Annotated in this window: 17 protein-coding genes; 13 read left to right on the top strand and 4 right to left on the bottom strand. The window is 71.3% G+C overall.

The window, feature by feature from the left end; all coding sequences use genetic code 11:
• Nucleotide 1: 1 nt before the first annotated feature.
• Together glmM and accD are read right to left on the bottom strand one after the other, a co-directional pair.
• Entirely contained in the window at nucleotides 2-1,357 is a 1,356-nt protein-coding gene (gene glmM / locus CSC62_RS07335) for a phosphoglucosamine mutase (protein WP_162405526.1), read from the bottom strand.
• Entirely contained in the window at nucleotides 1,354-2,247 is an 894-nt protein-coding gene (accD, locus tag CSC62_RS07330; RefSeq protein WP_162405525.1) for an acetyl-CoA carboxylase, carboxyltransferase subunit beta, read from the bottom strand. The genes glmM and accD overlap by 4 nt, the downstream gene beginning before the upstream one ends.
• 151 nt (nucleotides 2,248-2,398) lie before the next feature.
• Here accD and CSC62_RS07325 point away from each other — a divergent pair, with 151 nt between their 5' ends.
• From CSC62_RS07325 to arsB, 11 genes are all read left to right on the top strand, one after another.
• Nucleotides 2,399-2,887 carry a DUF4442 domain-containing protein gene (locus CSC62_RS07325; protein WP_162405524.1) on the top strand — a complete coding sequence of 163 codons (489 nt, stop codon included), beginning with the start codon at nucleotides 2,399-2,401 and terminating at the stop codon, nucleotides 2,885-2,887.
• A 31-nt stretch (nucleotides 2,888-2,918) separates the two neighbouring features.
• Nucleotides 2,919-3,596: a DUF502 domain-containing protein gene (locus tag CSC62_RS07320; RefSeq protein WP_162405523.1), complete on the top strand. Its 678-nt coding sequence runs from the start codon at nucleotides 2,919-2,921 to the stop codon at nucleotides 3,594-3,596.
• Nucleotides 3,593-4,387, top strand: coding sequence for a queuosine precursor transporter (locus CSC62_RS07315; protein WP_162405522.1), 795 nt, complete (start codon nucleotides 3,593-3,595; stop codon nucleotides 4,385-4,387). The genes CSC62_RS07320 and CSC62_RS07315 overlap by 4 nt, the downstream gene beginning before the upstream one ends.
• Nucleotides 4,388-4,812: 425 nt before the next feature.
• Nucleotides 4,813-6,684 carry a DUF885 domain-containing protein gene (locus CSC62_RS07310; protein ID WP_162405521.1) on the top strand — a complete coding sequence of 624 codons (1,872 nt, stop codon included), beginning with the start codon at nucleotides 4,813-4,815 and terminating at the stop codon, nucleotides 6,682-6,684.
• 51 nt (nucleotides 6,685-6,735) lie between these two features.
• Nucleotides 6,736-7,857 (top strand): serine hydrolase domain-containing protein, encoded by a 1,122-nt coding sequence (locus CSC62_RS07305; RefSeq protein ID WP_425501999.1) that lies wholly within the window; start codon nucleotides 6,736-6,738, stop codon nucleotides 7,855-7,857.
• Between the two features lie 69 nt (nucleotides 7,858-7,926).
• Nucleotides 7,927-8,823, top strand: a complete 897-nt coding sequence (locus tag CSC62_RS07300; RefSeq protein ID WP_162405519.1) for an ABC transporter ATP-binding protein — start codon at nucleotides 7,927-7,929, stop codon at nucleotides 8,821-8,823.
• A 3-nt stretch (nucleotides 8,824-8,826) separates the two neighbouring features.
• On the top strand, nucleotides 8,827-12,429 hold the full coding sequence (locus CSC62_RS07295; protein ID WP_162405518.1) for an ABC transporter permease/M1 family aminopeptidase: 3,603 nt from the start codon (nucleotides 8,827-8,829) through the stop codon (nucleotides 12,427-12,429).
• Between the two features lie 242 nt (nucleotides 12,430-12,671).
• Nucleotides 12,672-13,007, top strand: coding sequence for an ArsR/SmtB family transcription factor (locus CSC62_RS07290; protein ID WP_162405517.1), 336 nt, complete (start codon nucleotides 12,672-12,674; stop codon nucleotides 13,005-13,007).
• Complete coding sequence (locus tag CSC62_RS07285; RefSeq protein ID WP_162405516.1) at nucleotides 13,004-13,462, top strand: ArsI/CadI family heavy metal resistance metalloenzyme; 459 nt, start codon at nucleotides 13,004-13,006, stop codon at nucleotides 13,460-13,462. Before CSC62_RS07290 ends, CSC62_RS07285 begins: the two co-directional genes overlap by 4 nt.
• A gap of 8 nt (nucleotides 13,463-13,470) precedes the next feature.
• Nucleotides 13,471-14,010, top strand: coding sequence for an arsenate reductase ArsC (locus CSC62_RS07280; protein WP_162405515.1), 540 nt, complete (start codon nucleotides 13,471-13,473; stop codon nucleotides 14,008-14,010).
• Between the two features lie 13 nt (nucleotides 14,011-14,023).
• The gene (gene arsB, locus CSC62_RS07275) at nucleotides 14,024-15,070 is read left to right on the top strand and encodes an ACR3 family arsenite efflux transporter (RefSeq protein WP_162405617.1); all 1,047 of its coding nucleotides are present in this window, start codon (nucleotides 14,024-14,026) and stop codon (nucleotides 15,068-15,070) included.
• Nucleotides 15,071-15,088: 18 nt separating this feature from the next.
• On the opposite strand, the gene CSC62_RS07270 is transcribed toward arsB, so the two are convergent.
• The gene (locus tag CSC62_RS07270) at nucleotides 15,089-16,693 is read right to left on the bottom strand and encodes a phytoene desaturase family protein (RefSeq protein ID WP_162405514.1); all 1,605 of its coding nucleotides are present in this window, start codon (nucleotides 16,691-16,693) and stop codon (nucleotides 15,089-15,091) included.
• Nucleotides 16,694-16,863: 170 nt separating this feature from the next.
• Between CSC62_RS07270 and CSC62_RS07265 the strand changes: the two genes are divergently transcribed.
• Nucleotides 16,864-18,276 carry a CHASE2 domain-containing protein gene (locus CSC62_RS07265; RefSeq protein WP_162405513.1) on the top strand — a complete coding sequence of 471 codons (1,413 nt, stop codon included), beginning with the start codon at nucleotides 16,864-16,866 and terminating at the stop codon, nucleotides 18,274-18,276.
• Between the two features lie 16 nt (nucleotides 18,277-18,292).
• Here the strand turns inward: CSC62_RS07265 and CSC62_RS07260 are convergent, their stop codons facing one another.
• On the bottom strand, nucleotides 18,293-19,666 hold the full coding sequence (locus CSC62_RS07260; protein WP_162405512.1) for an MBL fold metallo-hydrolase RNA specificity domain-containing protein: 1,374 nt from the start codon (nucleotides 19,664-19,666) through the stop codon (nucleotides 18,293-18,295).
• Between the two features lie 199 nt (nucleotides 19,667-19,865).
• On the opposite strand from CSC62_RS07260, the gene CSC62_RS07255 reads away from it, so the two are divergent.
• The gene (locus tag CSC62_RS07255) at nucleotides 19,866-21,968 is read left to right on the top strand and encodes a M13 family metallopeptidase (RefSeq protein ID WP_162405616.1); all 2,103 of its coding nucleotides are present in this window, start codon (nucleotides 19,866-19,868) and stop codon (nucleotides 21,966-21,968) included.
• The last annotated feature ends 202 nt before the right edge of the window (nucleotides 21,969-22,170 follow it).

Genomic DNA, 22,170 nt, shown 5'->3' with positions numbered 1-22,170 from the left:
GTCAGGCCGCGGCCTGACGCACCGCGGCGGCCAGGCCGTCGAGGGTGTCCTGCATCAGCGCGGCATCGTCGGCCTCGACCGTGACCCGCACCACCGGCTCGGTGCCGGACGGGCGCAGGAAGGCGCGGCCCCTGCCCTGCACCGCCGCCTGCGCGGCCTGCAGGGCCTGGCGCACGCCGGCCTCGTCCACGATCGCCTTGGCCGAGGCGCCGTCCAGGCGCACGTTGACCGTCTTCTGCGGCAGCATCGCCAGGTCCGCGACCGCCTGGCGCAGGCTCTGGCCGGCGCGACGCAGCACGTCCAGCACCTGCAGGGCGCTGACGATGGCATCGCCGGTGGTGGCCCGATCCAGGCACAAAAGGTGCCCGGAGGCCTCGCCGCCGAGCACGCCTCCGCCCTCGACCAGGGCCTGGTGGACGTAGCGGTCGCCGACCCGGGCGCGCTGGAAGGCGATGCCGGCCTCGCCCAGCGCCTTCTCCAGGCCGTAGTTGGTCATCAGGGTGCCGACCACCGGTCCGTGCAGGCGGCCCTCGGCCTGCCACGCCCGGGCCAGCACGTACAAAAGGCCGTCGCCGTCCACCGGGGTGCCGCGCTCGTCGACCATCAGCACCCGGTCGCCGTCGCCGTCGAAGGCAATGCCCAGGTCGGCGCCGGCCTCGGCCACCCGGGCGGCGAGGTTGTCGATGTGCATCGAGCCGACCCCGGCGTTGATGTTCACCCCATCCGGGGCCGCGCCGATCGCGGTGACCTGCGCGCCCAGCTCGCGGAACAGCAGCGGGGCGATGTGGTAGGTGGCGCCGTGGGCGCAGTCGAGCACGATCTTCAGCCCGCGCAGGTCGAAGCCGCGCGGCACCGAGGACTTGCAGAACTCGATGTAGCGGCCGACCGCGTCGCGCGCGCGCATGGCCTTGCCCAGCCGTTCCGACTCGACCGTGGCGAACTCGCCGTCCAGCGCCGCTTCCAGCGCCAGCTCGGTGGCGTCGTCCAGCTTCTCGCCTTCGGCCGAGAAGAACTTGATGCCGTTGTCGTAGTGCGGGTTGTGCGAGGCGCTGATGACGATCCCCGCGTCCGCGCCCAGGGTCCGGGTCAGGAACGCCACCGCCGGGGTCGGCATCGGCCCCAGCAGCTGCACGTCCACGCCGGCGGCCACCAGCCCGGCCTCCAGCGCCGACTCGAACATGTAGCCGGAGATCCGGGTGTCCTTGCCGATCACCACCGTGCGCCGGCCCGGCAGGCCGGCGGCCAGGACCCGGCCCAGGGCGTTGCCCAGGCGCAGGACGAAGTCGGCCGAGATCGCGCCCTCGCCGACTCGGCCGCGGATGCCGTCGGTGCCGAAATAGCGCTGGGCGCCGCTCATGCCGCGTCCAGGGTATCGGCGTCTTCGGGCTGCGGTTGCCGGGTCATCATCGCCAGCAGCACGGCCAGGCGATCGCGCAGCTCGCGGCGGTCGCAGATCTGGTCGATGGCGCCGTGCTCGAGCAGGAACTCCGAGCGCTGGAAGCCTTCCGGCAGCTTCTCGCGCACGGTCTGCTCGATCACCCGCGGGCCGGCGAAGCCGATCTGGGCCTCGGGCTCGGCGATGTTCAGGTCGCCCAGCATCGCCAGGCTGGCCGAGACGCCGCCGGTGGTCGGATGGGTCAGGACCGAGATGTAGGGAACGCCGGCCTCGCGCAGCCGGGCCAGGACCGCCGAGGTCTTGGCCATCTGCATCAGCGAGAACAGGCTCTCCTGCATCCGCGCGCCGCCGCTGGCGGAAAAGTTGACGAACGGCGCGCCCAGCTCCAGCGCGCGCTCGCCGGCGCGGGCGAACTTCTCGCCCACCACCGAGCCCATCGAGCCGCCCATGTAGGCGAAGTCGAAGGCGCTGGCGACCAGCGGCCGGCCCTTCAGCCGCCCTTCCATGGCCACCATCGCGTCGAACTCGCCGGTGGACTTCTGGGTGGATTTGATCCGCTCGGCGTAGCGCTTGGAATCCTTGAACTTGAGCACGTCGGTCGGCGACAGGGTGCCGGCCAGTTCGGTGGTGCTGCCGGGGTCGAACAGCCCGGCCAGGCGCGCGCGGGCCCGGATCGGCATGTGGAAGGCGCACTTGGGGCACACCTCCAGGTTCTCCTCCAGCTCCGGGCGGTAGAGCACCGCGCCGCAGCGGTCGCACTTCTCCCACAGGCCCTCGGGGACGTTGCGCTTGCGGCCGGCACCGCTGTCGGTGCGGATGCCGGACGGCATCAGTTTGCTGATCCAGCTCATTCGGAAAGGTCGGTTCCGTTCAGGGGCCGGGGTCCGGCCGGAAAGGCCGACAGTCTAGCTCACGTGCCCCAAAGCGGTGCCGGTCGCGGGTTGTCCGTACGATTGCGTACGGTACACTCGACCTCCCCTCGCCCGCCGCTCCCGCCACCGCATGAAAGCCTCCACCCTGCGCCTGGGCATGAACCTGTGGCCGCCGTTCCTGTTCACCGGCATCCACGTGGCCGAGGTCGCGCCGGACTGGCGCCGGGCCCGGGTCGAGCTGCGGATGCGGCCGTGGAACCGCAACTACGTCGGCACCCACTTCGGCGGCAGCCTGTTCGCCATGTCCGATCCGTTCTGGATGCTGCTGCTGATGCACCGGCTTGGGCGCGACTACTACGTCTGGGACAAGGCCGCGGAGATCGAGTTCGTCAGCCCCGGGCGCGGCACCGTGTCCACCACGTTCGAGGTCGGCGATGCGGCGCTGGAGCAGATCGCCGCGGCCACCGCCGGCGGCGACAAGCACCTGCCCTGGTTCGAGAACGAGGTGCTCGACGCCGGCGGCGAGGTCGTGGCCCGGGTCCGCAAGCAGGTCTACGTGCGGCGCAAGCCGGACCGGCGGCCGGCGCAGGGCGGGGCGGCGAAGGCGCAAACCCCCTGATCCGCCGGGCCGGCGGCCTTACAATGCCGCCATGTCCCCCGACCCCCATGCGCCGCAGCGCGCCTCGCTGCAGAAGCTGTTCCTCACCGGCCTGTTGACCCTGCTGCCCATCTGGCTGACCTGGGTGGTGGTCAAGTTCGTGTTCGTGCTGCTCTCGGGCATCAGCAGCCCGTGGGTGGTGCCGCTGTCGCAGCGCATCGCCGGGTCCTTCCCCGATTCCCTGGGCTGGGTCCAGGCACTGTGGGTGCAGAACACCATCGCCATGCTCGCCACCCTGCTGGTGATCCTGGGCGTGGGCCTGCTGGCGCGGCGGGTGATCGGCCAGCGCCTGCTGCGCTGGTTCGAGGCGCTGATCGGGCGGGTGCCGCTGGCCAACGTGATCTACACCAGCTCGCGCAAGCTGCTGGACATCCTGCAGACCAAGCCGGGCAGCACCCAGCGGGTGGTCCTGATCGACTTCCCGCACCGCGACATGAAGTCGATCGGCCTCGTCACCCGGGTGCTGAAGGAGGAAGGCAGCGGCCGCGAGCTGGCCGCGGTGTACGTGCCGACCACGCCCAACCCGACCTCCGGCTACCTGGAGGTGGTGCCGGTGGAACTGCTCACGCCCACCGACTGGACCGTGGACCAGGCCATGGGCTTCATCATCTCCGGCGGCGCGGTGGCGCCGGAGACCATGCCGTTCACCCGCGCGGGCGATCGCAAGTGAGCGCGGGGACGGACGCGGCCCCGGCCCGGGTGCTGGACGACCGCGCCGTCCGCCTGTTCATCGCCCTGGCGGCGTTCTTCTGCGCCAACGCGATCCTGGCCGAGTTCATCGGGGTCAAGATCTTCGCCCTCGAGGACACCCTGGGCCTGGCGCCCTTCCAGTGGAACCTGTTCGGCCAGAGCGGTTCGCTCAGCTTCACCGCCGGCACCCTGCTGTGGCCGGTGGTGTTCATCATGACCGACACCATCAACGAGTTCTTCGGCCGGCGCGGGGTGAAGTTCATCTCCTGGCTGGCCGCCGGGCTGATCGCCTACGCCTTCCTGTTCGCCTTCGCCGCGATCGCCCTGGCCCCGGCCAGCTGGTGGCGCGAGGCCGCCCAAGCCCAGGGCGTGCCCGACTACCAGGCCGCGTACGCGGCCGTGTTCGGCCAGGGTATGTGGATCGTGGCCGGCTCGCTGGTCGCCTTCCTGGTCGGGCAGCTGGCGGACGTGGCGGTGTTCCACCGCATCCGCCGCGCCACCGGCGAGAAGCACGTGTGGCTGCGCGCCACCGGCTCGACCGCGGTGTCGCAGCTGGTGGACAGCTTCGTGGTGATCTGGATCGCGTTCGTGCTCGGGCCGCAGAAGTGGCCCATGTCGCTGTTCCTGGCGGTGAGCACGCTCAACTACGCCTACAAGATGCTGTTCGCGTTCGCCCTGATCCCCTTGCTGTACCTGATGCGACGCGGGATCACCGCGTGGCTGGGCGAGGCGCGTGCGCGCCAGCTGCGCGAACAGGCGGCCTCACTGTAGGAGCCGGCCTTGCCGGCGACCGCCATGGCGGAAGCGTCTGCGTGAAACCGGCCGCCATTGATGCGTCCGCCTCCACGGTCGCTAGCAAGACCGGCTCCTACAGGTGAAGCGAAACCCGCATCCGGCCGAAGACACGCATCCCAACGCGCGAGCGTCCGCCGTCGCATGGGGGATGGACCAAGTGGCACAGGGATGTGCCACGGCCCCGAGTAAAGACAGGATGTCGTCCCGAGGGGTGGTCCATCCCCCATGTGACGGCGGACTCCCTCCGAAGCCGGCTCAACCCGATGCTTCTGCCTCTACTCTTGCTGTTGCTGCTGCAAGGAATACGACCTCCGGAAACGGGCGCCGGCGAGGCCGGCTCCTACAAAAATGCGGCCGGATGCGGCACTCTCCGGGGCCTTCACGCGTTCACGGAGCCGCCCATGTCCCTCGCCCGCTGGCTGGTCCTGCCCGTCGCCCTGCTGCTGGCGCTGCCGCCGCCGGTGGCCGAAGCGGCGCGCAAGAAGGCCACGCAGCGGCCCGCGGCGCGGAGCACGGCGGCCACGCCGCGACCGGCCGCCGCGCGCGCGCCGGCTCCGGCGCCGAGCAAGGCCCAGCGCCTGCAGAAGATCTACGCCGACTACTGGGAGGCCTCGCTCAGGCTCAATCCGCTGCAGGCCACCTTCCAGGGCGACGGCCGCTGGAACGACCAGCTGCCCAACTACCTCTCGGCGGCCTTCCGCCAGCAGGGCCGCGAGTTCACCACCGAGTGGCTGGCCAGGGTCGAGGCGGTCGGCGAGGACGGGCTGGAGGGCCAGGACCTGCTCAGCTACCGGATCTTCGTGCGCAACGCCCGCGACGCGCTTGAGGGCGAGCGCTTCCCCGGCTGGATGCAGCCGGTCAACCAGTTCAACAACCCGGCCACGCTGATGGCCATGCTCGGCTCGGGCGCCAGCGCCCAGCCGTTCCGCACGGCGGCCGACTACGACGCCTGGGCGCGGCGCGCGCTCGGGATCCCGGCGCTGTTCGACCAGGCCATCGCCAACATGCGCGAGGGCATGGCCGCCGGCGTGGTCCAGCCGCGGCCGCTGATGCAGAAGGTGCTGCCGCAGCTGGACGCGCTGATCAGGCCCACCGCCGAGGAGACCCTGTTCTGGAACCCCATCCGGAACATGCCCGAGGACATCCCGACGGCCGAGCGCGAGCGCATCGCCGCCGACTACAAGCGCCTGGTCGAGAACCGGCTGATGCCGGCCTACCGGCGCCTGCGCGGCTTCATCGCCACCGAGTACCTGCCGGCCAGCCGCGCCAGCGACGGCCTGGGCGCGCTGCCCGGCGGCGGCGAGTGGTACGCCTATTTGGTACGGCAGAGCACCACCAGCGACCTGGACCCGGAGCGGATCCACCGGATCGGTCTGGAGGAGGTCGAGCGCATCCACGGCGAGATCGCCACGGTGATGAAGCAGGCCAGGTTCCGCGGCTCGATGCAGAAGTTCTTCCGCTTCATGCAGACCGACAAGCGTTTCCAGTTCGCCGACGAGGAGGCCCTGCTGGCCTTCCACCGCAGCCTGGAACCGAAGGTGATGGCGCGGGTGCCGGAATACTTCTCGCTGCTGCCCAAGGCCGGTTTCGAGGTGCGCGCGGTCGAGCCCTACCGCGCCCAGTCCGCGGCCGGCGGCTCCTACATGCGCCCGAGCGGGGACGGCAGCCGCCCGGGCGTGTTCTACGTCAATACCTACGACCTGCCCAGCCGCAAGACCTGGGACGCCGAGGACCTGTTCCTGCACGAGGCCATCCCCGGCCACCACTTCCAGCTGGCCCTGCAGCAGGAACTGCACGACCTGCCCGCGTTCCGCCGCTTCGGCGGCGAGACCGCCTTCACCGAGGGCTGGGGCCTATACGCCGAGTCGCTGGGCCGCGACCTGGGCCTGTACCAGGACCCGTACTCGTACTTCGGCTACCTGCAGAACGAACTGTGGCGCGCGATCCGGCTGGTGGTCGACACCGGCCTGCACGGCAAGGGCTGGACCCGGCAGCAGGTGATCGACTACATGCTGGAGAACTCGGCCACCAGCCAGGCCGAGGCGGTGGCCGAGGCCGAGCGCTACATGGCCATCCCCGGCCAGGCGCTGGCCTACAAGACCGGCGAGCTGAAGATCGTGCAGCTGCGGCGCAAGGCCCAGGCCGCGCTGGGCGAGCGTTTCGACGTGCGCGCCTTCCACGCCGAGGTGCTCAAGGACGGCTCGGTGCCGCTGGACGTGCTGGAAGCCAAGATCGACGCCTGGATCGACGCCCGCCAGGGCCAGCCGGGTTAACCTGCATCCACCGCCTGCCGGCGCGACGCGAGGGGAACGCGCATGAACGCACTGCTGCCCTGGCTGGCCCTGGCCGCGCTGTCGGCGACCGCCGGGCCGGCCGCACGCGCCGAAGGCCTCGACGAGGCGCAGGCCGCTGCCGCGGTCGATGCGCTGATGCGCGACTACCAGGGCCCGGTCCCCGGCGCTTCGGTGCTGGTGCTGCACGACGGCCGGCCCGTGCTGCGGCGCGGCTGGGGCCTGGCCGACCTGGAAGCCGGCATCCCGGCCGGGCCGGCGACGAACTACCGGCTGGCCTCGCTGACCAAGCAGTTCACCGCCGCGGCGATCCTGTTGCTGGCCGAGGACGGGCGGTTGTCGATCGACGACCCGGTCAAGCGCTGGCTGCCCTCCCTGCCGGCGGCCGCCAACGCGGTGACCCTGCGCCAGCTGCTGTCGCACACCTCCGGCCTGGTCGACTACGAGGACCACGTCCCCGCCGGCTTCCACGGCCAGCTGCACGACACCGACGTGCTGCGCATCCTCGAGGGCCAGGACAGCACCTATTTCCGGCCGGGCAGCGGCTACCGCTACAGCAACAGCGGCTATGCCCTGCTGGCGCTTGTGGTCGCCCGCGTCTCCGGGCAGGACTTCGCCGGCTTCCTGCGCGGGCGCATCTTCGCGCCGCTGGGCATGGACCGCAGCGTCGCCCACCAGGAAGGCGTGGACCGCGTCGCCGATCGCGCCTACGGCTACAGCCAGGTGGATGGCCGCTGGATCCGCACCGACCAGAGTCCGACCAGCGCCGTGCTCGGCGACGGCGGCATCTATGCCTCCATCGACGACCTGGCCCGCTGGGACGCCGCCCTGTACGACGAGCGCCTGCTGAAGGCCGAGTCGCGGGCGCTGATGTTCGCCCCTGCCCCCGCCACCGCCGAGCCGGACGTGCCGCACTACGGTTTCGGCTGGCGGCTCAACGGCGACCGCGCCTGGCACAGCGGCGAGAGCATCGGCTTCCGCAATGTGATCGTGCGCTGGCCGGCACACAGGCTGACGGTGGTGGTGCTGAGCAACCGCGACGATCCGGAGCCCTACCGGCTGGCCTTGCGGATCGCCGCCCTGTTCGGCGCCCCCGGCCCGGCACCGGCGCCCTTTCCCGACCCGACGCCGGGCCGGAACCCGACCCCGCCATGACTTCCGGCCGATAGCCCGGCACGGCACCACGCCCCAGGATCCCTCCATCGTCAACGCAAGGATGTGCGCATGCTCCAGATCCGCTCGCTGTCCAAGACCTACGCCAACGGCGTGCAGGCGCTGAAGGGCGTCGACCTCGACATCCCGCGCGGCATGTTCGGCCTGCTCGGCCCCAACGGCGCCGGCAAGTCCACCCTGATGCGGACCATCGCCACCCTGCAGGAGCCCAGCGAAGGCAGCATCCAGCTGGACGGGCTCGACGTGCTGGCCGACAAGACCGCGGCGCGGCGACGGCTGGGCTACCTGCCGCAGGAATTCGGCGTGTATCCCAAGGTCTCGGCCGAGGCCATGCTCGACCACTTCGCCGTGCTCAAGGGCGTGACCGCGCGCAAGGAGCGCAAGGCCCTGGTCGAGGCGCTGCTGCAGCAGGTCAACCTGTGGAACGTGCGCAAGCGCAAGCTGGGCACCTTCTCCGGCGGCATGCGCCAGCGCTTCGGCATCGCCCAGGCGCTGATCGGCCAGCCCTCGTTGATCATCGTCGACGAGCCCACCGCCGGCCTGGACCCGGAGGAGCGCAACCGCTTCCTCAACCTGCTGGCCGAGATCGGCGAGAACACGGTGGTGATCCTGTCCACCCACATCGTCGAGGACGTGACCGACCTGTGCCCACGGATGGCGATCATCGCCTCCGGCCAGGTGCGCCTGGCCGGCGAGCCGCGCGAGGCGATCCGCTCGCTGGAGGGCCGGATCTGGCGCAAGCGGGTCGACAAGGCGCAGCTGCCGGAACTGATCCGCAGCCATGCGGTGCTCTCCTCGCGCCTGGTCGGCGGCCAGCCGGTGGTGCACGTGCTGGCCGACGCCGATCCCGGCGATGGCTTCGCGGCGGTGCCGGCGAACCTGGAGGACGTGTACTTCGGCGAACTGCGCAAGGTCGCTTTGGCCGCCGCTCCGGCACAGGCGGCCTGAGCCATGCTGCGCCACATCCTCTCCTTCGAGCGCCGGCTGCTGCTGCGCAACGGCGTGTTCTGGATCGTGCTGGCCGCGTTCGGTCTGCTCGGCTTCGGCGCGATGGCCTCCGACGACATCAGCTTCGGCGGCGGCGTAGGCAACGTTCTGCGCAACGCCCCGGCGGTGGTGATCACCCTGCTGGCGGCCTTCAGCGTGCTGAGCGTGCTGCTGGGCACGATCTTCGTGGCCGGCATTGCCCTGCGCGATTTCGAGCAGCGCACCGCCGAGCTGTTCTTCGCCACCCCGGTGCGCCGGCGCGACTACCTGCTCGGGCGCTTCGGCGGCGGCTTCACCGCCAGCCTGGCGATCATGCTGGCCGTGGCCCTGGGCCTGTGGCTGGGCAGCCTGATGCCGTGGCTGGACCAGGCGCGGCTGGGGCCGACCCCATGGACCGCCTACGCCTGGGCGTTCGGCGTGCTGGTCATCCCCAACCTGCTGTTCCTGTCGGCCCTGCTGTTCCTGCTGGCGGTGCTGACCCGCTCGATGCTCTACAGCTACATCGGGGTGATCGGCTTCTTCGTGCTGTGGACGGTGTCCGGCTACCTGACCTCCGACCTGGACTCGCGCTGGATCGGCGCCCTGCTCGACCCATCCGGCGCGACCGCGGTGGGCGAGCACATCCGCTACTGGTCCAGCGCCCAGTACAACAGCCAGCTTCCGGCCCTGACCGGGCTGCTGCTGGGCAACCGGCTGCTGTGGCTGGGTGCGGCGGCGGCGATGCTGTTCGCGGCGTTCGGCCTGTTCCGCGCCGACCGCGAGGGCCTGGTCCTGCGCCGGCGCAAGGCCGAGGCCGCACCGGCCGGCGCCGCGCCTTTGCCGGTGGTGGCCGCGGCCGCCGCCCCGCTCGCCTTGCCCCAGGTGCAGCTGCGCGAGGGCCCGGCCGCACGCTGGGCCCAGTACCGGCAGCTGGCGGCCTTCGACCTGCGCGGGGCGCTGGCCGGGGCGCCGTTCCTGGTGATGCTGGTGCTGGGCCTGCTGATGGTGTTCACCGTGCTCAAGACCGGCTCGAGCATGTACGGCACCGAGCTGTACCCGGTCACCCGGCGCATGCTCTCCACCCTTGAGGGCGGGATGAGCCTGTTCCTGGTCATCGTCACCACCTTCTACGCCGGCGAGCTGGCCTGGCGCGAGCGCAGCCTGCGGGTGGCCGAGGCCACCGACGCCTACGCCCTGCCCGACTGGATCCCGCTGGCCTCGAAGATGACCGCGCTGACCGGCCTGATCCTGGCGATGCTGCTGGCCGGCGCGCTGTTCACCACCGGCTGGCAGCTGGCCCACGGCCACACCGCGCTGGAGCCGCTGCTGTACCTGAAAGGCCTGGTGCTGGCGGCGATCCCGTTCGTGCTGATGGCGGCGATGGCGGTGTTCCTGCAGGCGGTCAGCGGCAACAAGTTCATCGGCTACCTGCTGATGATCGTGTACCTGGTCGCGCGCGCGGCCATGGGCATGCTCGACCTGGACCATATCCTGTACCGCTACGGCGCGGCCACCCCCGACCCGTATTCGGACATGAACCACTACGGCCACTTCATCGGCCCGCACCTGTGGCTGCGCGGCTACTGGACCGCGTTCGCCGTGGCCCTGCTGGCGGTGGCCCTGCTGTTCTGGCCGCGCGGCACCTCGCTGGCCGTGCGCGACCGCCTGCGCCAGGCCCGCACCCGCCTGCGCGGCCCGGTGCTGGCGACCCTGGCGGCGGCCCTGCTGGTCTTCGCCGGGATCGGCGGCTGGATCTTCTACAACACCAACGTGCTCAACGAGTACGTGCCCGGCGACCTGGCCCAGGAGCGGGCCGCGCAGTACGAGAAGGACTACCGCCGGTACAAGGACCTGCCGCAGCCGCGGATCGCCGCGATCCGCGCCGACGTGGACATCTTCCCGGAGCAGCGCCGGGTCGAGATCCGCGGCCGCTACCGCCTGGAGAACCGCACCGCCGCCCCGATCGCCGACCTGCACGTGCGCCTGGACCCGGACATCGAGGTGCGCCGGCTGGAATTCGGGCCGCACACCGTGGTCAAGGCCGACACGGTCCACGGCTACACCATCTACCGCCTGGCCACGCCGCTGGCGCCTGGGGCGTCGCTGGACTTCGAGTACGAGCTTGCCAGCGCGCCGCACGGCTTCCCGATGAACGGCGGCGGCACCGCGGTGGTCTACAACGGCACCTTCTTCAACAACTACGCCGCCCTGCCGCAGCTGGGCTACGACGAGCGCGGCCAGCTCCAGGACCGCAACGACCGGCGCAAGCACGGGCTGCCGCAGCTGCCGCGGATGAACCCGATCGGCGACGCGGCCGCACGCGGCGACAACTACCTGACCACCACCGGCGACTGGGTCGACTTCGAGACCACCGTGTCCACCAGCGCCGGCCAGATCGCGCTGGCGCCGGGCTACCTGCAAAGCGAGTGGGAGCAGGACGGGCGCCGCTACTACCACTACAAGTCCGAGGCCAGGCTTTTGCCGTTCTTCTCCTGGCTGTCGGCCGACTGGAAGGTCGCGCGCGACCGCTGGAACGACGTGGCCATCGAGGTCTACCACCACCCCGCCCACGCCTGGAACGTGCCGCGGATGATCGACTCGAGCAAGAAGTCGCTGGACTACTACAGCCGCAACTTCTCGCCCTACCAGTTCCGCCAGTTCCGGATCCTGGAGTTCCCGGGCTACCAGTCGTTCGCCCAGGCCTTCGCCGGCACCATCCCCTACTCGGAGTCGATCGGCTTCATCGCCGACCTGCGCGACCCGGAGGACATCGACTACGTGTTCTACGTCACCGCGCACGAGGCCGCGCACCAGTGGTGGGCGCACCAGGTGATCGGCGCCAACGTCCAGGGCGCGACCATGCTGTCCGAATCGCTGGCGCAGTACTCGGCGCTGATGGTGATGGAGCAGGAGTACGGGCCGCGGCAGATGCGGCGCTTCCTGAAGTACGAGCTGGACCGCTACCTGATGAGCCGCGCCGGCGAGCGGGTGGAGGAGCAGCCGCTGGCGCTCAACGAGAACCAGCAGTACATCCACTACAACAAGGGCTCGGTGGTGTTCTACGCCCTGCGCGACGCCATCGGCGAGGCGCGGCTCAACGCGGTGCTGGCCGAGTTCGTGCAGCAGTGGGGTTTCAAGGGCCCGCCCTACCCGACCACCCGCGACTTCCTCGACCTGCTGTACGCGCGCACCGCGCCGGAGCACCATCCGTTCATCCGCGACCTGTTCGAGCGGATCGTGTTCTGGAACCACCGGGCGACCCGCGCCGACGTGCGCAGGCGCGACGACGGCAAGTACGCGGTCACCCTGCAGGTGCACGCCGAGAAGGTGTCCACCGACGGCAAGGGCAAGGAGACGCAGGAGCCGGTGGACGTGATGGTGGACATCGGCGTGTTCGCGCGGCCGCCGGGCGGCAAGGAGGCCGACGAGAAGGCGCTGTACCTGCGCAAGCACCGCATCACCGCGGCCGACACCACCCTGGAGCTGGTGGTGGACGAGCTGCCGTACGAGGCCGGCATCGATCCGTACAACAAGCTGATCGACCGCGACTCCGGCGACAACCGCAAGAAGGCCACGCTGCTGCAGTAGGCGGCGCTCAGTGGCGCGCCGCGACCAGCGGTGCGTCGGCCCACTGCCAGGCCTGCGCGTGCCGGCGCGAGGTCTCGGCCGCGGCGTCGGCCCGGCCCAGTTCCCGTTGCGCCTGGGCCAGGCCGAACAGCGACTAGCCGTTCTCCGGACAGGCCTGCCGCCCGGGCATGGCAGCCGCATTGCCCCCTGCCCGATCGTGCTCCTGGTCTTGACCAATACGTTATTTCCATTATTCTGGAAATATGGAATCAATAGCCGCCCTCGCCGCCCTTTCCGCCATGGGTCACGAGACCCGCCTGGCGGCCTTTCGCGCCTTGGTCCAGGCCGGACACGACGGCCTGCCGGTAGGCGAACTCCGCGAACAGCTGGACATTCCGCCGGCCACCCTGAGCGCCCACCTGAACATCCTCCGCGCCGCAGCCCTGGTCCACGACCGGCGCGAAGGACGGGTGATCCGGGTACGGGCCAACTATCCGCAGATGAACGCGCTGATCGACTACCTGACCGAGAACTGCTGCGGCGGCACCACCTCCTGCAGCCCCACCCAGCCCTGCGCTTCCCAGGAGCCATCCCGATGAACCGCTTCCACGTACATCTCAACGTCACCGACCTCGAGGCCAGCCTCCGCTTCTACAGCTCGCTGTTCGCCGCACCGCCGACCGTGCGCGAACCGGACTACGCCAAATGGATGCTGGACGACCCGCGGGTGAACTTCGCCATCTCCCGCACCGGACGCGCCGCGGGCATCGACCACCTCGGCATCCAGGCCGACAGTGCCGAGGCGCTGGACGGCCTGGGCGCACGCCTCGATGCGGCCGGCGGCACGGTGGTCCCGGAAGCAGACGCGGTCTGCTGCTATGCACGCTCGGACAAGTACTGGACCGAGGACCCGCAGGGCACACGCTGGGAGACGTTCCACACCCTGGGGCGGGCCACGACCTACCACGGCGCCGGTGCGACCTGCGCGTCCGGTCCCGACGGCGCGGCTGCCTCCAACGCGGGCTGCTGCCCTCCGAAGCACGGTTGCTGCTGAGGACTGCCATGAGCCAGCGCCCCTATCGCGTCCTGTTCCTGTGCACGGGCAACTCGGCGCGCAGCGTCCTCGCCGAAGCCACGCTGCGGGCCTGGGCCGGCCATCGCTTCGAGGCATTCAGCGCAGGCAGCCAGCCGGCCGGGCGGGTCAACCCCTTCGCCCTGGAACGGCTCGCGGCCGAAGGCATTCCCACCACCGGGCTGCGCAGCAAGTCCTGGGACGAGTTCGCCACCGCCGATGCGGCGCCGATGGATCTGGTGGTCACCGTCTGCGATGCCGCCGCGTCGGAATCGTGCCCGGTGGTGTTCGGGGACTTCCTGCGCGTCCACTGGGGATTGCCGGACCCGGCGGCCGTCGAAGGCAGCGACGAGGACCGGCGCGAAGCGTTCCGCCAGGCGCACCGGGTGGTCAAGGCGCGCCTGCTGGCACTCCTGGCGTTGCCCGCGGACGCGTGGGCCGACCGCGCCGCATTGAAGGGGGCGCTCGACCGGATCGGCCTGGTCGAACCGGAAGACGCGGGTGGCAACGGCGCGACCGAGCATGACTGACTCCGCTCCGCGCATGGGCCGTTTCGAACGCCACCTGACCCTGTGGGTCGCCCTGTGCATCCTGGCCGGTACGGCGCTCGGGCACCTGTTCCCGGCGATCTTCGCGCGCCTGGGGGCCCTGGAGGCGGCGCGGATCAACCTGCCGGTAGCGGCGCTGATCTGGCTGATGGTCGTGCCGATGCTGCTGAAGGTCGACTTCGGCGCGATGCGCCAGGTAGGACGGCACTGGCGCGGGATCGGCGTGACCGTGTTCGTGAACTGGGCGGTCAAGCCGTTTTCCATGGCGCTGCTCGGCTGGATCTTCCTCCGGCACGTCTTCGCCGGCTGGCTGCCCGGGGACCGGATCGACTCCTACATGGCCGGACTGATCCTGCTGGCCGCCGCGCCCTGCACCGCCATGGTGTTCGTCTGGAGCCGGCTGTGCCGGGGCGACGCCAATTTCACCCTGAGCCAGGTCGCGCTCAACGACGCGATCATGGTGGCGGCCTTCGCCCCACTCGTGGCGATGCTGCTGGGCCTGGCCTCGATCGCGGTGCCCTGGGACACCCTGTCCCTGTCGGTGGCGCTGTACATCCTCGCCCCGGTGGTCCTGGCCGCGGCGCTGCGTCGCAGGTTGCTGGCGCGCGGGGGCACGCAACGGCTGCAGGCCGCGTTGGACCGGTTGTCGCCGCTGTCCCTGGCGGCGCTGCTGGCCATGCTGGTCCTGCTGTTCGGACTCCAGGGCCGGCAGATCATCGATCAACCGCTGGTCATCGCCGTCCTCGCAGTACCGATCCTGGTCCAGGTCTACTTCAACGCCGGGCTGGCCTACCTGCTCAACCGCCGGCTCGGTGTAGCGCACGAGGTGGCCGGTCCTTCGGCCCTGATCGGCGCCAGCAACTTCTTCGAACTGGCCGTGGCCACCGCGGTGGGCCTGTTCGGCATCCAATCCGGCGCGGCGCTGGCGACAGTGGTGGGCGTGCTCGTCGAGGTGCCGGTGATGCTCTCGGTGGTGGCGGTCGTCAACGCCAGCCATGGCTGGTACCTGGCCGGCGCGAAGCGTCCGCTCCACGCCGAATAGCACCCGCTGCACCGCAGCTCAGCGCAGGTCGCCGATCACCACCTGCGCCGCGTTGTGCCCGGGCGCGCCGGTGACGCCGCCGCCCGGGTGGGTGCCCGAGCCGCACAGGTACAGGCCAGGGATCGCGCCGCGGTAATCCGCCTGGCCCAGCATCGGCCGCGCCGAGAACAGCTGGTTCAGGCTCAGGGCGCCGTGGAAGATGTCGCCGCCGACCAGGCCGAAGGAGCGTTCGAGGTCCAGCGGCGACAGCACCTGCCGGCCCAGCACCGAGGCCGCGAAGCCGGGGGCGTAGCGGTCCACGGTGGCGACCATCAGGTCGGCGACCTCCTCGCGGTGGTCGTCCCAGCTGCGGCCGTCCGCCAGCTGCGGCGCCACGTGCTGGCAGAACAGGCTGGCCACGTGCATGCCCGGCGGCGCCAGCGAATCGTCCAGGGTCGAAGGCACCAGCATCTCCACCACCGGCTCGCGCGACCAGCCATGCTCGCGCGCATCGCGCCAGGCCCGGTCCATGTAGTCCAGCGACGGCGCCAGGATGATCCCGGCGGTGAGGTGGTCGCCCGGCCCGGGCAGGGCCTGGAAATCCGGCAGTCGCGACAGGGCCACGTTCATGCGGAAGGTGCCCGAGCCGCAGCGCCAGTTCGCCATGCGCTCGCGGGTGGGCGCCGGGACCGCCGCGGCCGGCAGCAGGCGCTGGTACAGCAGCTTGGGATTGACGTTGGCCACCACCGCGCGGGCGCGCAGGGTCTCGCCAGCCTCGGTGACCACGCCGGTGGCGCGGCCGCGCTCGACCAGCACTTCGCGCACGCCGGCACCGGTGCGGATCTCCGCCCCCGCCGCGCGCGCCGAGGCGGCCATCGCCTGGGTGATGGCGCCCATGCCGCCGATGGCGTGGCCCCAGGCGCCCTTGGTCCCGTCCACCTCGCCGAACACGTGGTGCAGGAGCACGTAGGCGCTGCCCGGCGCGTACGGGCTGGCGTAGTTGCCGACGATGCCGTCGAAGCCGAACAGGGCCTTGATCGGATCGCTCTCGAACCAGCGCTCCAGGTATTCGGCCGCGGAAACCGCGAACAGGTCCAGCAGTTCCTGGCGCAGGGTCTCGTCCAGCGCATGCAGGCGCCGGCCCAGGCGCGCGCCGCGCCAAAGTTCCGGCAGGGCCGCCCACCAGCCGCCGTCGGTCACGTTCGGTGGCGGCTGCAATGCCAGCGCGCGCAGCACGTCGGCGATCGCCTCCAGCCGGGCCTCGTAGGCCGGCAAGGCTTCGGCGTCGCGGCGCGAGAACTTGGCGACCTCGTCGGCGGTGCGGCCGCCGCCGGTGAGCAGGTACCGGCCGTCCGGCAGGGGCAGGAAGTTGTTGCGCCGGCGCTGGACGATGCGCAGGCCGTGACCGTGCAGGTCCAGGTCGGCGATCACCTTCGGCTGCAGCAGGGAGACGGTGTAGGAGGCGACGGAGTTGCGGAAGCCGGGATGGAATTCCTCGGTCACCGCCGCGCCGCCGACCACGCCGCGGCGCTCGAGCACGGTCACCTTCAGGCCGGCGCGGGCCAGGTAGGCGGCGCAGACCAGGCCGTTGTGGCCGCCGCCGAGCAGGATCACATCGCGGGAATCGCCGGGTTCGCTTCGCATCGGCACACATATACCACTGTGCCTATACTGCGCGCGCAGGGGGCCGGCGGATGGGGAACGATGCGCATGGCCGAGGGAGAACGGGCAGCGGGCGCCGGCGCGCGAGGACACGTGCGCAGCCGGCGTGCGTGCGGATGAACGCCGCTTCGCGCCCGCCGGGCCGGCTCCGCATGCGCGCCCTGCTGGCCCTGGGCGTCGGCCTGGGCGCGGCCATGCTGACCGCCTCGCACCTGCCCGCGGCGCTCGACGACGCCTGGCTCGCATGGATCGCTGCGCGCCACGATCCGCCCGCGCGCGCGCCGGTGCTGGTGGTGGGCATCGACGACGCCAGCCTGCGGCAACTCGGCCCCTGGCCGTGGCCGCGCGACCGCATCGCCACGGCGCTGGCGCGGCTGCAGGCAGCCGGCGCGCGCGCGGTCGCCCTGGACCTGCCGCTGGAACATGCCGACGCGGCCGCGCCGGAGGCCGATGCGCGCCTGGCGCGGCGGCTGCCCGGCAGCCGCACCGTGCTCGGCATGGCGCTGGAGGATGACGGCCATGGCGGCCTGCGGGCGCGCCTGCCCGCGCCCGAGTTCGCCGAGGCCACCCACCTGGGCCACGTCCTGCTCGAACCGGACCGCGACGGCCGCATCCGCCTCCATCGCCCGCTGTCGACCAGTGCCGATGGCCTGCACTGGCCGTCGCTGGCTGCGGCGCTGCATGGCGTGGGCGGATCGCCTCCTTTGCCGGCGGAGGAACCGTGGCGGATCCCCGCGCTGGCGGGTGCCGCGAGCCCCGGCTACCGCTCCTTCGCCGACCTCGCCGGCGGACGTATCGCCGATGCCGAACTGCGCGGGCGCTGGATCCTGCTGGGACTGGCCGCACCCGGGCTGGTGCGGGCCGTCCCCGGACCGCAGGGCAGCGGCCGGCTGTTCCCGGTCCAGCACCAGGCGCTGGCCCTGGCGGCCTGGCTGCAGGGCGCCGCGGCACGTCCGCTGGCCATGCCTTTGCAGGCGGCGCTGGCGTTCGTCCTAGCGGCCGGCGCGGCCCTCGGCGGAATGGGCGGCCTGGGCCACGGCCGCGGCGGGCGGATGCCGGCCGCGTTCGCCATCGGCGTGCTCGCCACGTTGGGACTGTCGGCGCTTTTGCTGTTCCGGCAGTGGTGGTTCGCGCCGTCCGGCACCGTGCTGGCGCTGGCGGGGATGCTCGTGCTGTGGCTGCTGGCGCGGCTGCGCCGGCGGTTACGCGCGCGGCGGCGGTTGCCGGGACTGGTCGGCCCCGGCCGCCTGCGCCGTGCGGTCGCCGCCGCACCGACGCACGTGCTGCTGACGATCGAACTGGCCGATGCCGGCGAAGGTCACGCCCCGGCCGAACTGCACCAGGTCGCCACCCTGCTGCGCCAGCGCGCGCGCCGTCCCGGCGACCTGGTCGCCCGCACCGGGCCGGGCCGGTTCGCGGTCCTGCTGCCCGATACCGGCATCGAGACCGCCGCGCGCCTGCTCGAGGAATTGTGCGAGGACGCGCGCGGAGCCGGGCTGCCGCTGCAGGCGCAGGTGCATGCGTGCGAGCAAGGCGGTTGCCGCTGCGCGGAGTGGCTGGCGTAGGGGCCGGTTCCCGCCCCTACACCTCCAAGCGCAGACCCGGCCGCGCCAGGATCGCCTGGGTGCCGAAGCGCTCGCCGATCTCGCCGGCCAGGGCCTCGCGGGCGCGGTCCTCGCCGTGCACCAGCGCCAGCGGCGGCGCGTCCCGGAACTGGCCGTACCAGGCCAGCAGGCCCTGCTGGTCGGTATGCGCCGACAGCCCGCCGACGGTGTGGATCTGCGCGTTGACCCGGTGGTCGCGGCCGTGGATCCGCACCCACGGCGCGCGCTCGACCAGGCGCCGGCCCAGGGTGCCCTCGGACTGGTAGCCGACGAACACCACATGGGTCTCGCGCCGGCCCAGGCGGTGGCGCAGGTGGTGCTGGATGCGGCCGCCGTTGGCCATGCCCGAACCGGCGATCACGATCGCGCCGCTGCCGATGCTGTTGATCGCCATGGATTCGGCGGTGCTCTCGGTGATGTGCAGGTTGGGCAGGCGGAACGGCGACGGGATGCCGGCCCACACCTGCCGCGCCTGTTCGTCGAACAGTTCGTGGTGGCGGTCGTAGACCTCCACCACCTTCCCCGCCATCGGGCTGTCGAGGAAGATCCGCCAGCGCTGCAGCTTCCACTCGTCCCAATAGCGCGCGAACCAGTACAGCAGCTCTTGGCTGCGGCCCACGGCGAAGGCCGGGATCAGCACGTTGCCGCGCTCGCGCCAGGCGTGCTCGAACACTTCCCCCAGCTCCTGCACCGTGGCCGTGCGCTCGCGGTGGTTGCGGTCGCCGTAGGTGGATTCCATCAGCACCAGGTCGGCCTGCTCGATCACCGCCGGATCGCGCAGGATCGGCGTGCCCTTCATCCCCAGGTCGCCGGAGAACACCAGCTTCCTGCCATCGGCCCACAGCTCGACGATGGCCGAGCCGAGGATGTGGCCGGCATCGCGCAGCACCAGCTCGACCCCGGGCAGGATCGCGGTGCGGGCGTCGTAGTCCAGCGGCCGCAGCAGCGGCAGCACCGCGGCCACGTCCTGGCGGGTGAACAGCGGCGCCAGCGGCGGCAGGTCCGGATCGTGGCGGCGGTTGCCGCGCTCGGCCTCGGACTCGGCCAGCGAGGCGGCGTCGAGCAGCATGATCGGCAACAGGTCGGCGCTGGCGCGCTGCAGCCAGATCGGGCCGCGGAAGCCGCGCGCCACCAGCAGGGGCACCCGGCCGATGTGGTCGATGTGGGCATGGCTGAGGACCAGCGCGTCCAGCCCAGCCGGGTCGAACGGGAACGGGTCGGCGTTGCGCGCCTCCAGTTCGCGCCGGCCCTGCAGCAGCCCGCAGTCCAGCAGGATCCGCCGGCCGGCGGCCTCGACCAGGTGCATGGAGCCGGTCACCTCGCCGGCCGCGCCGTGGAATTCCACCCGCATGTGTCGCCTCCCTGTCCTCGCCTGCCGATCCACGTGTCCGCCGCGCCGGCCGGCCCTGCGCCCCATTGTGCCCGCCCGCGGGCGCCCATGACCTCCGGCATTCCTCCGGCTCAGGACGCGGGCGTACAGTCGGCGCCACAGCCCCGCCCCGGGGCGCTTGCCATGCCCGCCCGCCGGGCCGGAGAACCCACACGTGAACATCCGCAAGACCCGTACCCTGCTGCTGCCGCTGGCCATCGCCGCCGCGCTGGCCGCCTGCTCGAAGAAGGAAGAGGCCACCCCGGCCGCCGCCACCGCCGAGGCCCCGGCCGCACCGGCCTACACCCTGGACGAGGCCAAGCTGCCGGCCTACAACGCCTTCCACGTCTCCGACCTGGACGCCGCGGTGGACGCGTGCACCGACTTCGGCGGCTACGTCAACGGCAAGTGGCTGGCCGCCAACGAGATCCCGGGCGACCGCACCAGCTGGGGCGCCTTCACCATCCTGGCCGAACGCTCGGTGGCGGTGCAGCACCAGCTGGTCGAACAGGTCGCCGCCCTGCAGAACCCGACCGGGATCGAGAAGATCGTCGGCGACTTCTGGGCCACCGGCATGGACGAGGCCAAGGTCGAAGCCCAGGGCATCGAGCCGCTCAAGGCCGACCTGGCGGCGATCGACGGGCTGGCCGACGGCGCGGCCATCGCCGCCTACCTGCGCCAGGCCGCGGCCAAGGGCGAGAACGTGCTGTTCGGCTTCGGCGCCGAGGCCGACTTCAAGAACTCGGCGGTGAACATCGCCTATGCCAGCCAGGGCGGCCTGGGCCTGCCGGACAAGACCTACTACTTCGACGCCGACAAGGCCGACAAGCTGCAGGCCTACCAGGCGCACGTGGCCAAGGTGCTGGAGCTGTCCGGCGTCGCCGCCGACGAGGCCGCCAAACAGGCCGCCGAGGTGGTCAAGTTCGAGACCCGCCTGGCCAAGGCCTCCAGGTCCAGCGTCGAGCTCTCGCGCGACGTCTCGCTGTACTACAACCCGGTGACCCTGGCCGAGGCCGATGCGCTCACCCCGAACTTCAGCTGGAGCGAGTTCTTCAAGTCCCAGGGCGTGGCCGCGCCGGAGAAGTTCTCGCTGGCGATGCCGTCCTTCCACGAGGAGGTGAGCAAGGCCCTGGCCGACACCGATCCGGCGGTGTGGAAGGCCTACCTGCGCTTCCATGCCGTGGACGCCGCCTCGCCCTACCTGGCCGACGCCTTCGTCCAGGAGAACTACGGCTTCTACGGCAGGACCCTCAACGGCCAGAAGGAGATCCAGCCGCGCTGGAAGCGGGTGCTGGGCACGATCGAGGACGACGCCGGCGAGGCCTTCGGCCAGCTGTACGTCAAGGTGGCCTTCCCGCCCGAATCCAAGGCCAAGATGGAGACCCTGGTGCAGAACCTGGCGGCGGCGCTGAAGGAGCGCATCCAGGGCCTGTCGTGGATGAGCGACGAGACCAAGGCCAAGGCGATCGCCAAGTGGGAGACCTTCACCCCGAAGATCGGCTACCCGGACAAGTGGCGCGACTGGTCGGGCCTGCAGACCACGCGCGACAGCTACCTGGCCAACGTGCGCGCGGCCGGCGAGTTCAACTACAAGTGGAACCTGTCCAAGATCGGCCAGCCGGTGGACAAGACCGAATGGGGCATGACCCCGCAGACGGTCAACGCCTACTACAACCCCTTGCAGAACGAGATCGTGTTCCCGGCGGCGATCCTGCAGCCGCCGTTCTTCGACCCCAAGGCCGACGACGCCCTCAACTACGGCGGCATCGGCGCGGTGATCGGCCACGAGATGACCCACGGCTACGACGACCAGGGCAGCCGCTTCGGGCCCGACGGCAACTTCATTCCCGACCCGGGCTGGTGGGCGCAAAAGGACTTCGACGCGTTCAAGGGTCTGTCCGACAAGCTGGTCAACCAGTTCAACCAGTACAAGGTCGGCGAGCAGAACGTGGACGGGCACCTGACCCTGGGCGAGAACATCGCCGACCTGGGCGGCCTGGCCACGGCCTACGACGCCCTGCAGAAGGCCACCGCCGGCCAGCCCGACCCGATGGTCGACGGCCTGCCGCGCGATCAGCGCTTCTTCGCCAACTGGGCCACGGTGTGGCGCACCAAGTACACCCCGGAGAACGCCAAGGTCCGCCTGGCCACCGATCCGCACGCCCCGGCGCAGTTCCGCGCGGTCGGCGCGCCCTCGAACCTGCCGGCCTTCGCCGCCGCGTTCAAGTGCGAGGCCGGCAAGCCGATGGCCCGCCAGGGCGATGCCCAGGTCGTGATCTGGTAAGCGGCCACCGCGCTGCAGCACCCCGCGAGGCCCGGCATGTCCGGGCCTCGCTTTTTCCCGCCCGCATAGCCCGAGTTTCCCTCCCGTCGTCACGGCGCACGCCGGGACCCCGCGCCTTTGCCTTGCTTCACCGGCATCCATTCACATTTCGCCGGGAAAAGCGCCTCCGCATACAGGCTCGCGGGAACGGCCTTGCTACACT

The sequence above is a fragment of the Pseudoxanthomonas jiangsuensis genome (assembly GCF_010093185.1).
GTDB classification, from domain to species: domain Bacteria; phylum Pseudomonadota; class Gammaproteobacteria; order Xanthomonadales; family Xanthomonadaceae; genus Pseudoxanthomonas; species Pseudoxanthomonas jiangsuensis.
Note: the sequence above shows the minus strand (reverse complement) of the source record. Positions and strands in the feature narration are given on the sequence as shown.

What these genes read in the sequence shown, in the direction of transcription:
- glmM (WP_162405526.1), bottom strand. Translation starts at nt 1,357, where the DNA reads ATGAGCGGCGCCCAGCGCTATTTCGGCACCGACGGCATCCGCGGCCGA.
- accD (WP_162405525.1), bottom strand. Translation starts at nt 2,247, where the DNA reads ATGAGCTGGATCAGCAAACTGATGCCGTCCGGCATCCGCACCGACAGC.
- CSC62_RS07325 (WP_162405524.1), top strand. Translation starts at nt 2,399, where the DNA reads ATGAAAGCCTCCACCCTGCGCCTGGGCATGAACCTGTGGCCGCCGTTC.
- CSC62_RS07320 (WP_162405523.1), top strand. Translation starts at nt 2,919, where the DNA reads ATGTCCCCCGACCCCCATGCGCCGCAGCGCGCCTCGCTGCAGAAGCTG.
- CSC62_RS07310 (WP_162405521.1), top strand. Translation starts at nt 4,813, where the DNA reads ATGTCCCTCGCCCGCTGGCTGGTCCTGCCCGTCGCCCTGCTGCTGGCG.
- CSC62_RS07300 (WP_162405519.1), top strand. Translation starts at nt 7,927, where the DNA reads ATGCTCCAGATCCGCTCGCTGTCCAAGACCTACGCCAACGGCGTGCAG.
- CSC62_RS07295 (WP_162405518.1), top strand. Translation starts at nt 8,827, where the DNA reads ATGCTGCGCCACATCCTCTCCTTCGAGCGCCGGCTGCTGCTGCGCAAC.
- CSC62_RS07290 (WP_162405517.1), top strand. Translation starts at nt 12,672, where the DNA reads ATGGAATCAATAGCCGCCCTCGCCGCCCTTTCCGCCATGGGTCACGAG.
- CSC62_RS07285 (WP_162405516.1), top strand. Translation starts at nt 13,004, where the DNA reads ATGAACCGCTTCCACGTACATCTCAACGTCACCGACCTCGAGGCCAGC.
- CSC62_RS07280 (WP_162405515.1), top strand. Translation starts at nt 13,471, where the DNA reads ATGAGCCAGCGCCCCTATCGCGTCCTGTTCCTGTGCACGGGCAACTCG.
- arsB (WP_162405617.1), top strand. Translation starts at nt 14,024, where the DNA reads ATGGGCCGTTTCGAACGCCACCTGACCCTGTGGGTCGCCCTGTGCATC.
- CSC62_RS07270 (WP_162405514.1), bottom strand. Translation starts at nt 16,693, where the DNA reads ATGCGAAGCGAACCCGGCGATTCCCGCGATGTGATCCTGCTCGGCGGC.
- CSC62_RS07265 (WP_162405513.1), top strand. Translation starts at nt 16,864, where the DNA reads ATGCGCGCCCTGCTGGCCCTGGGCGTCGGCCTGGGCGCGGCCATGCTG.
- CSC62_RS07260 (WP_162405512.1), bottom strand. Translation starts at nt 19,666, where the DNA reads ATGCGGGTGGAATTCCACGGCGCGGCCGGCGAGGTGACCGGCTCCATG.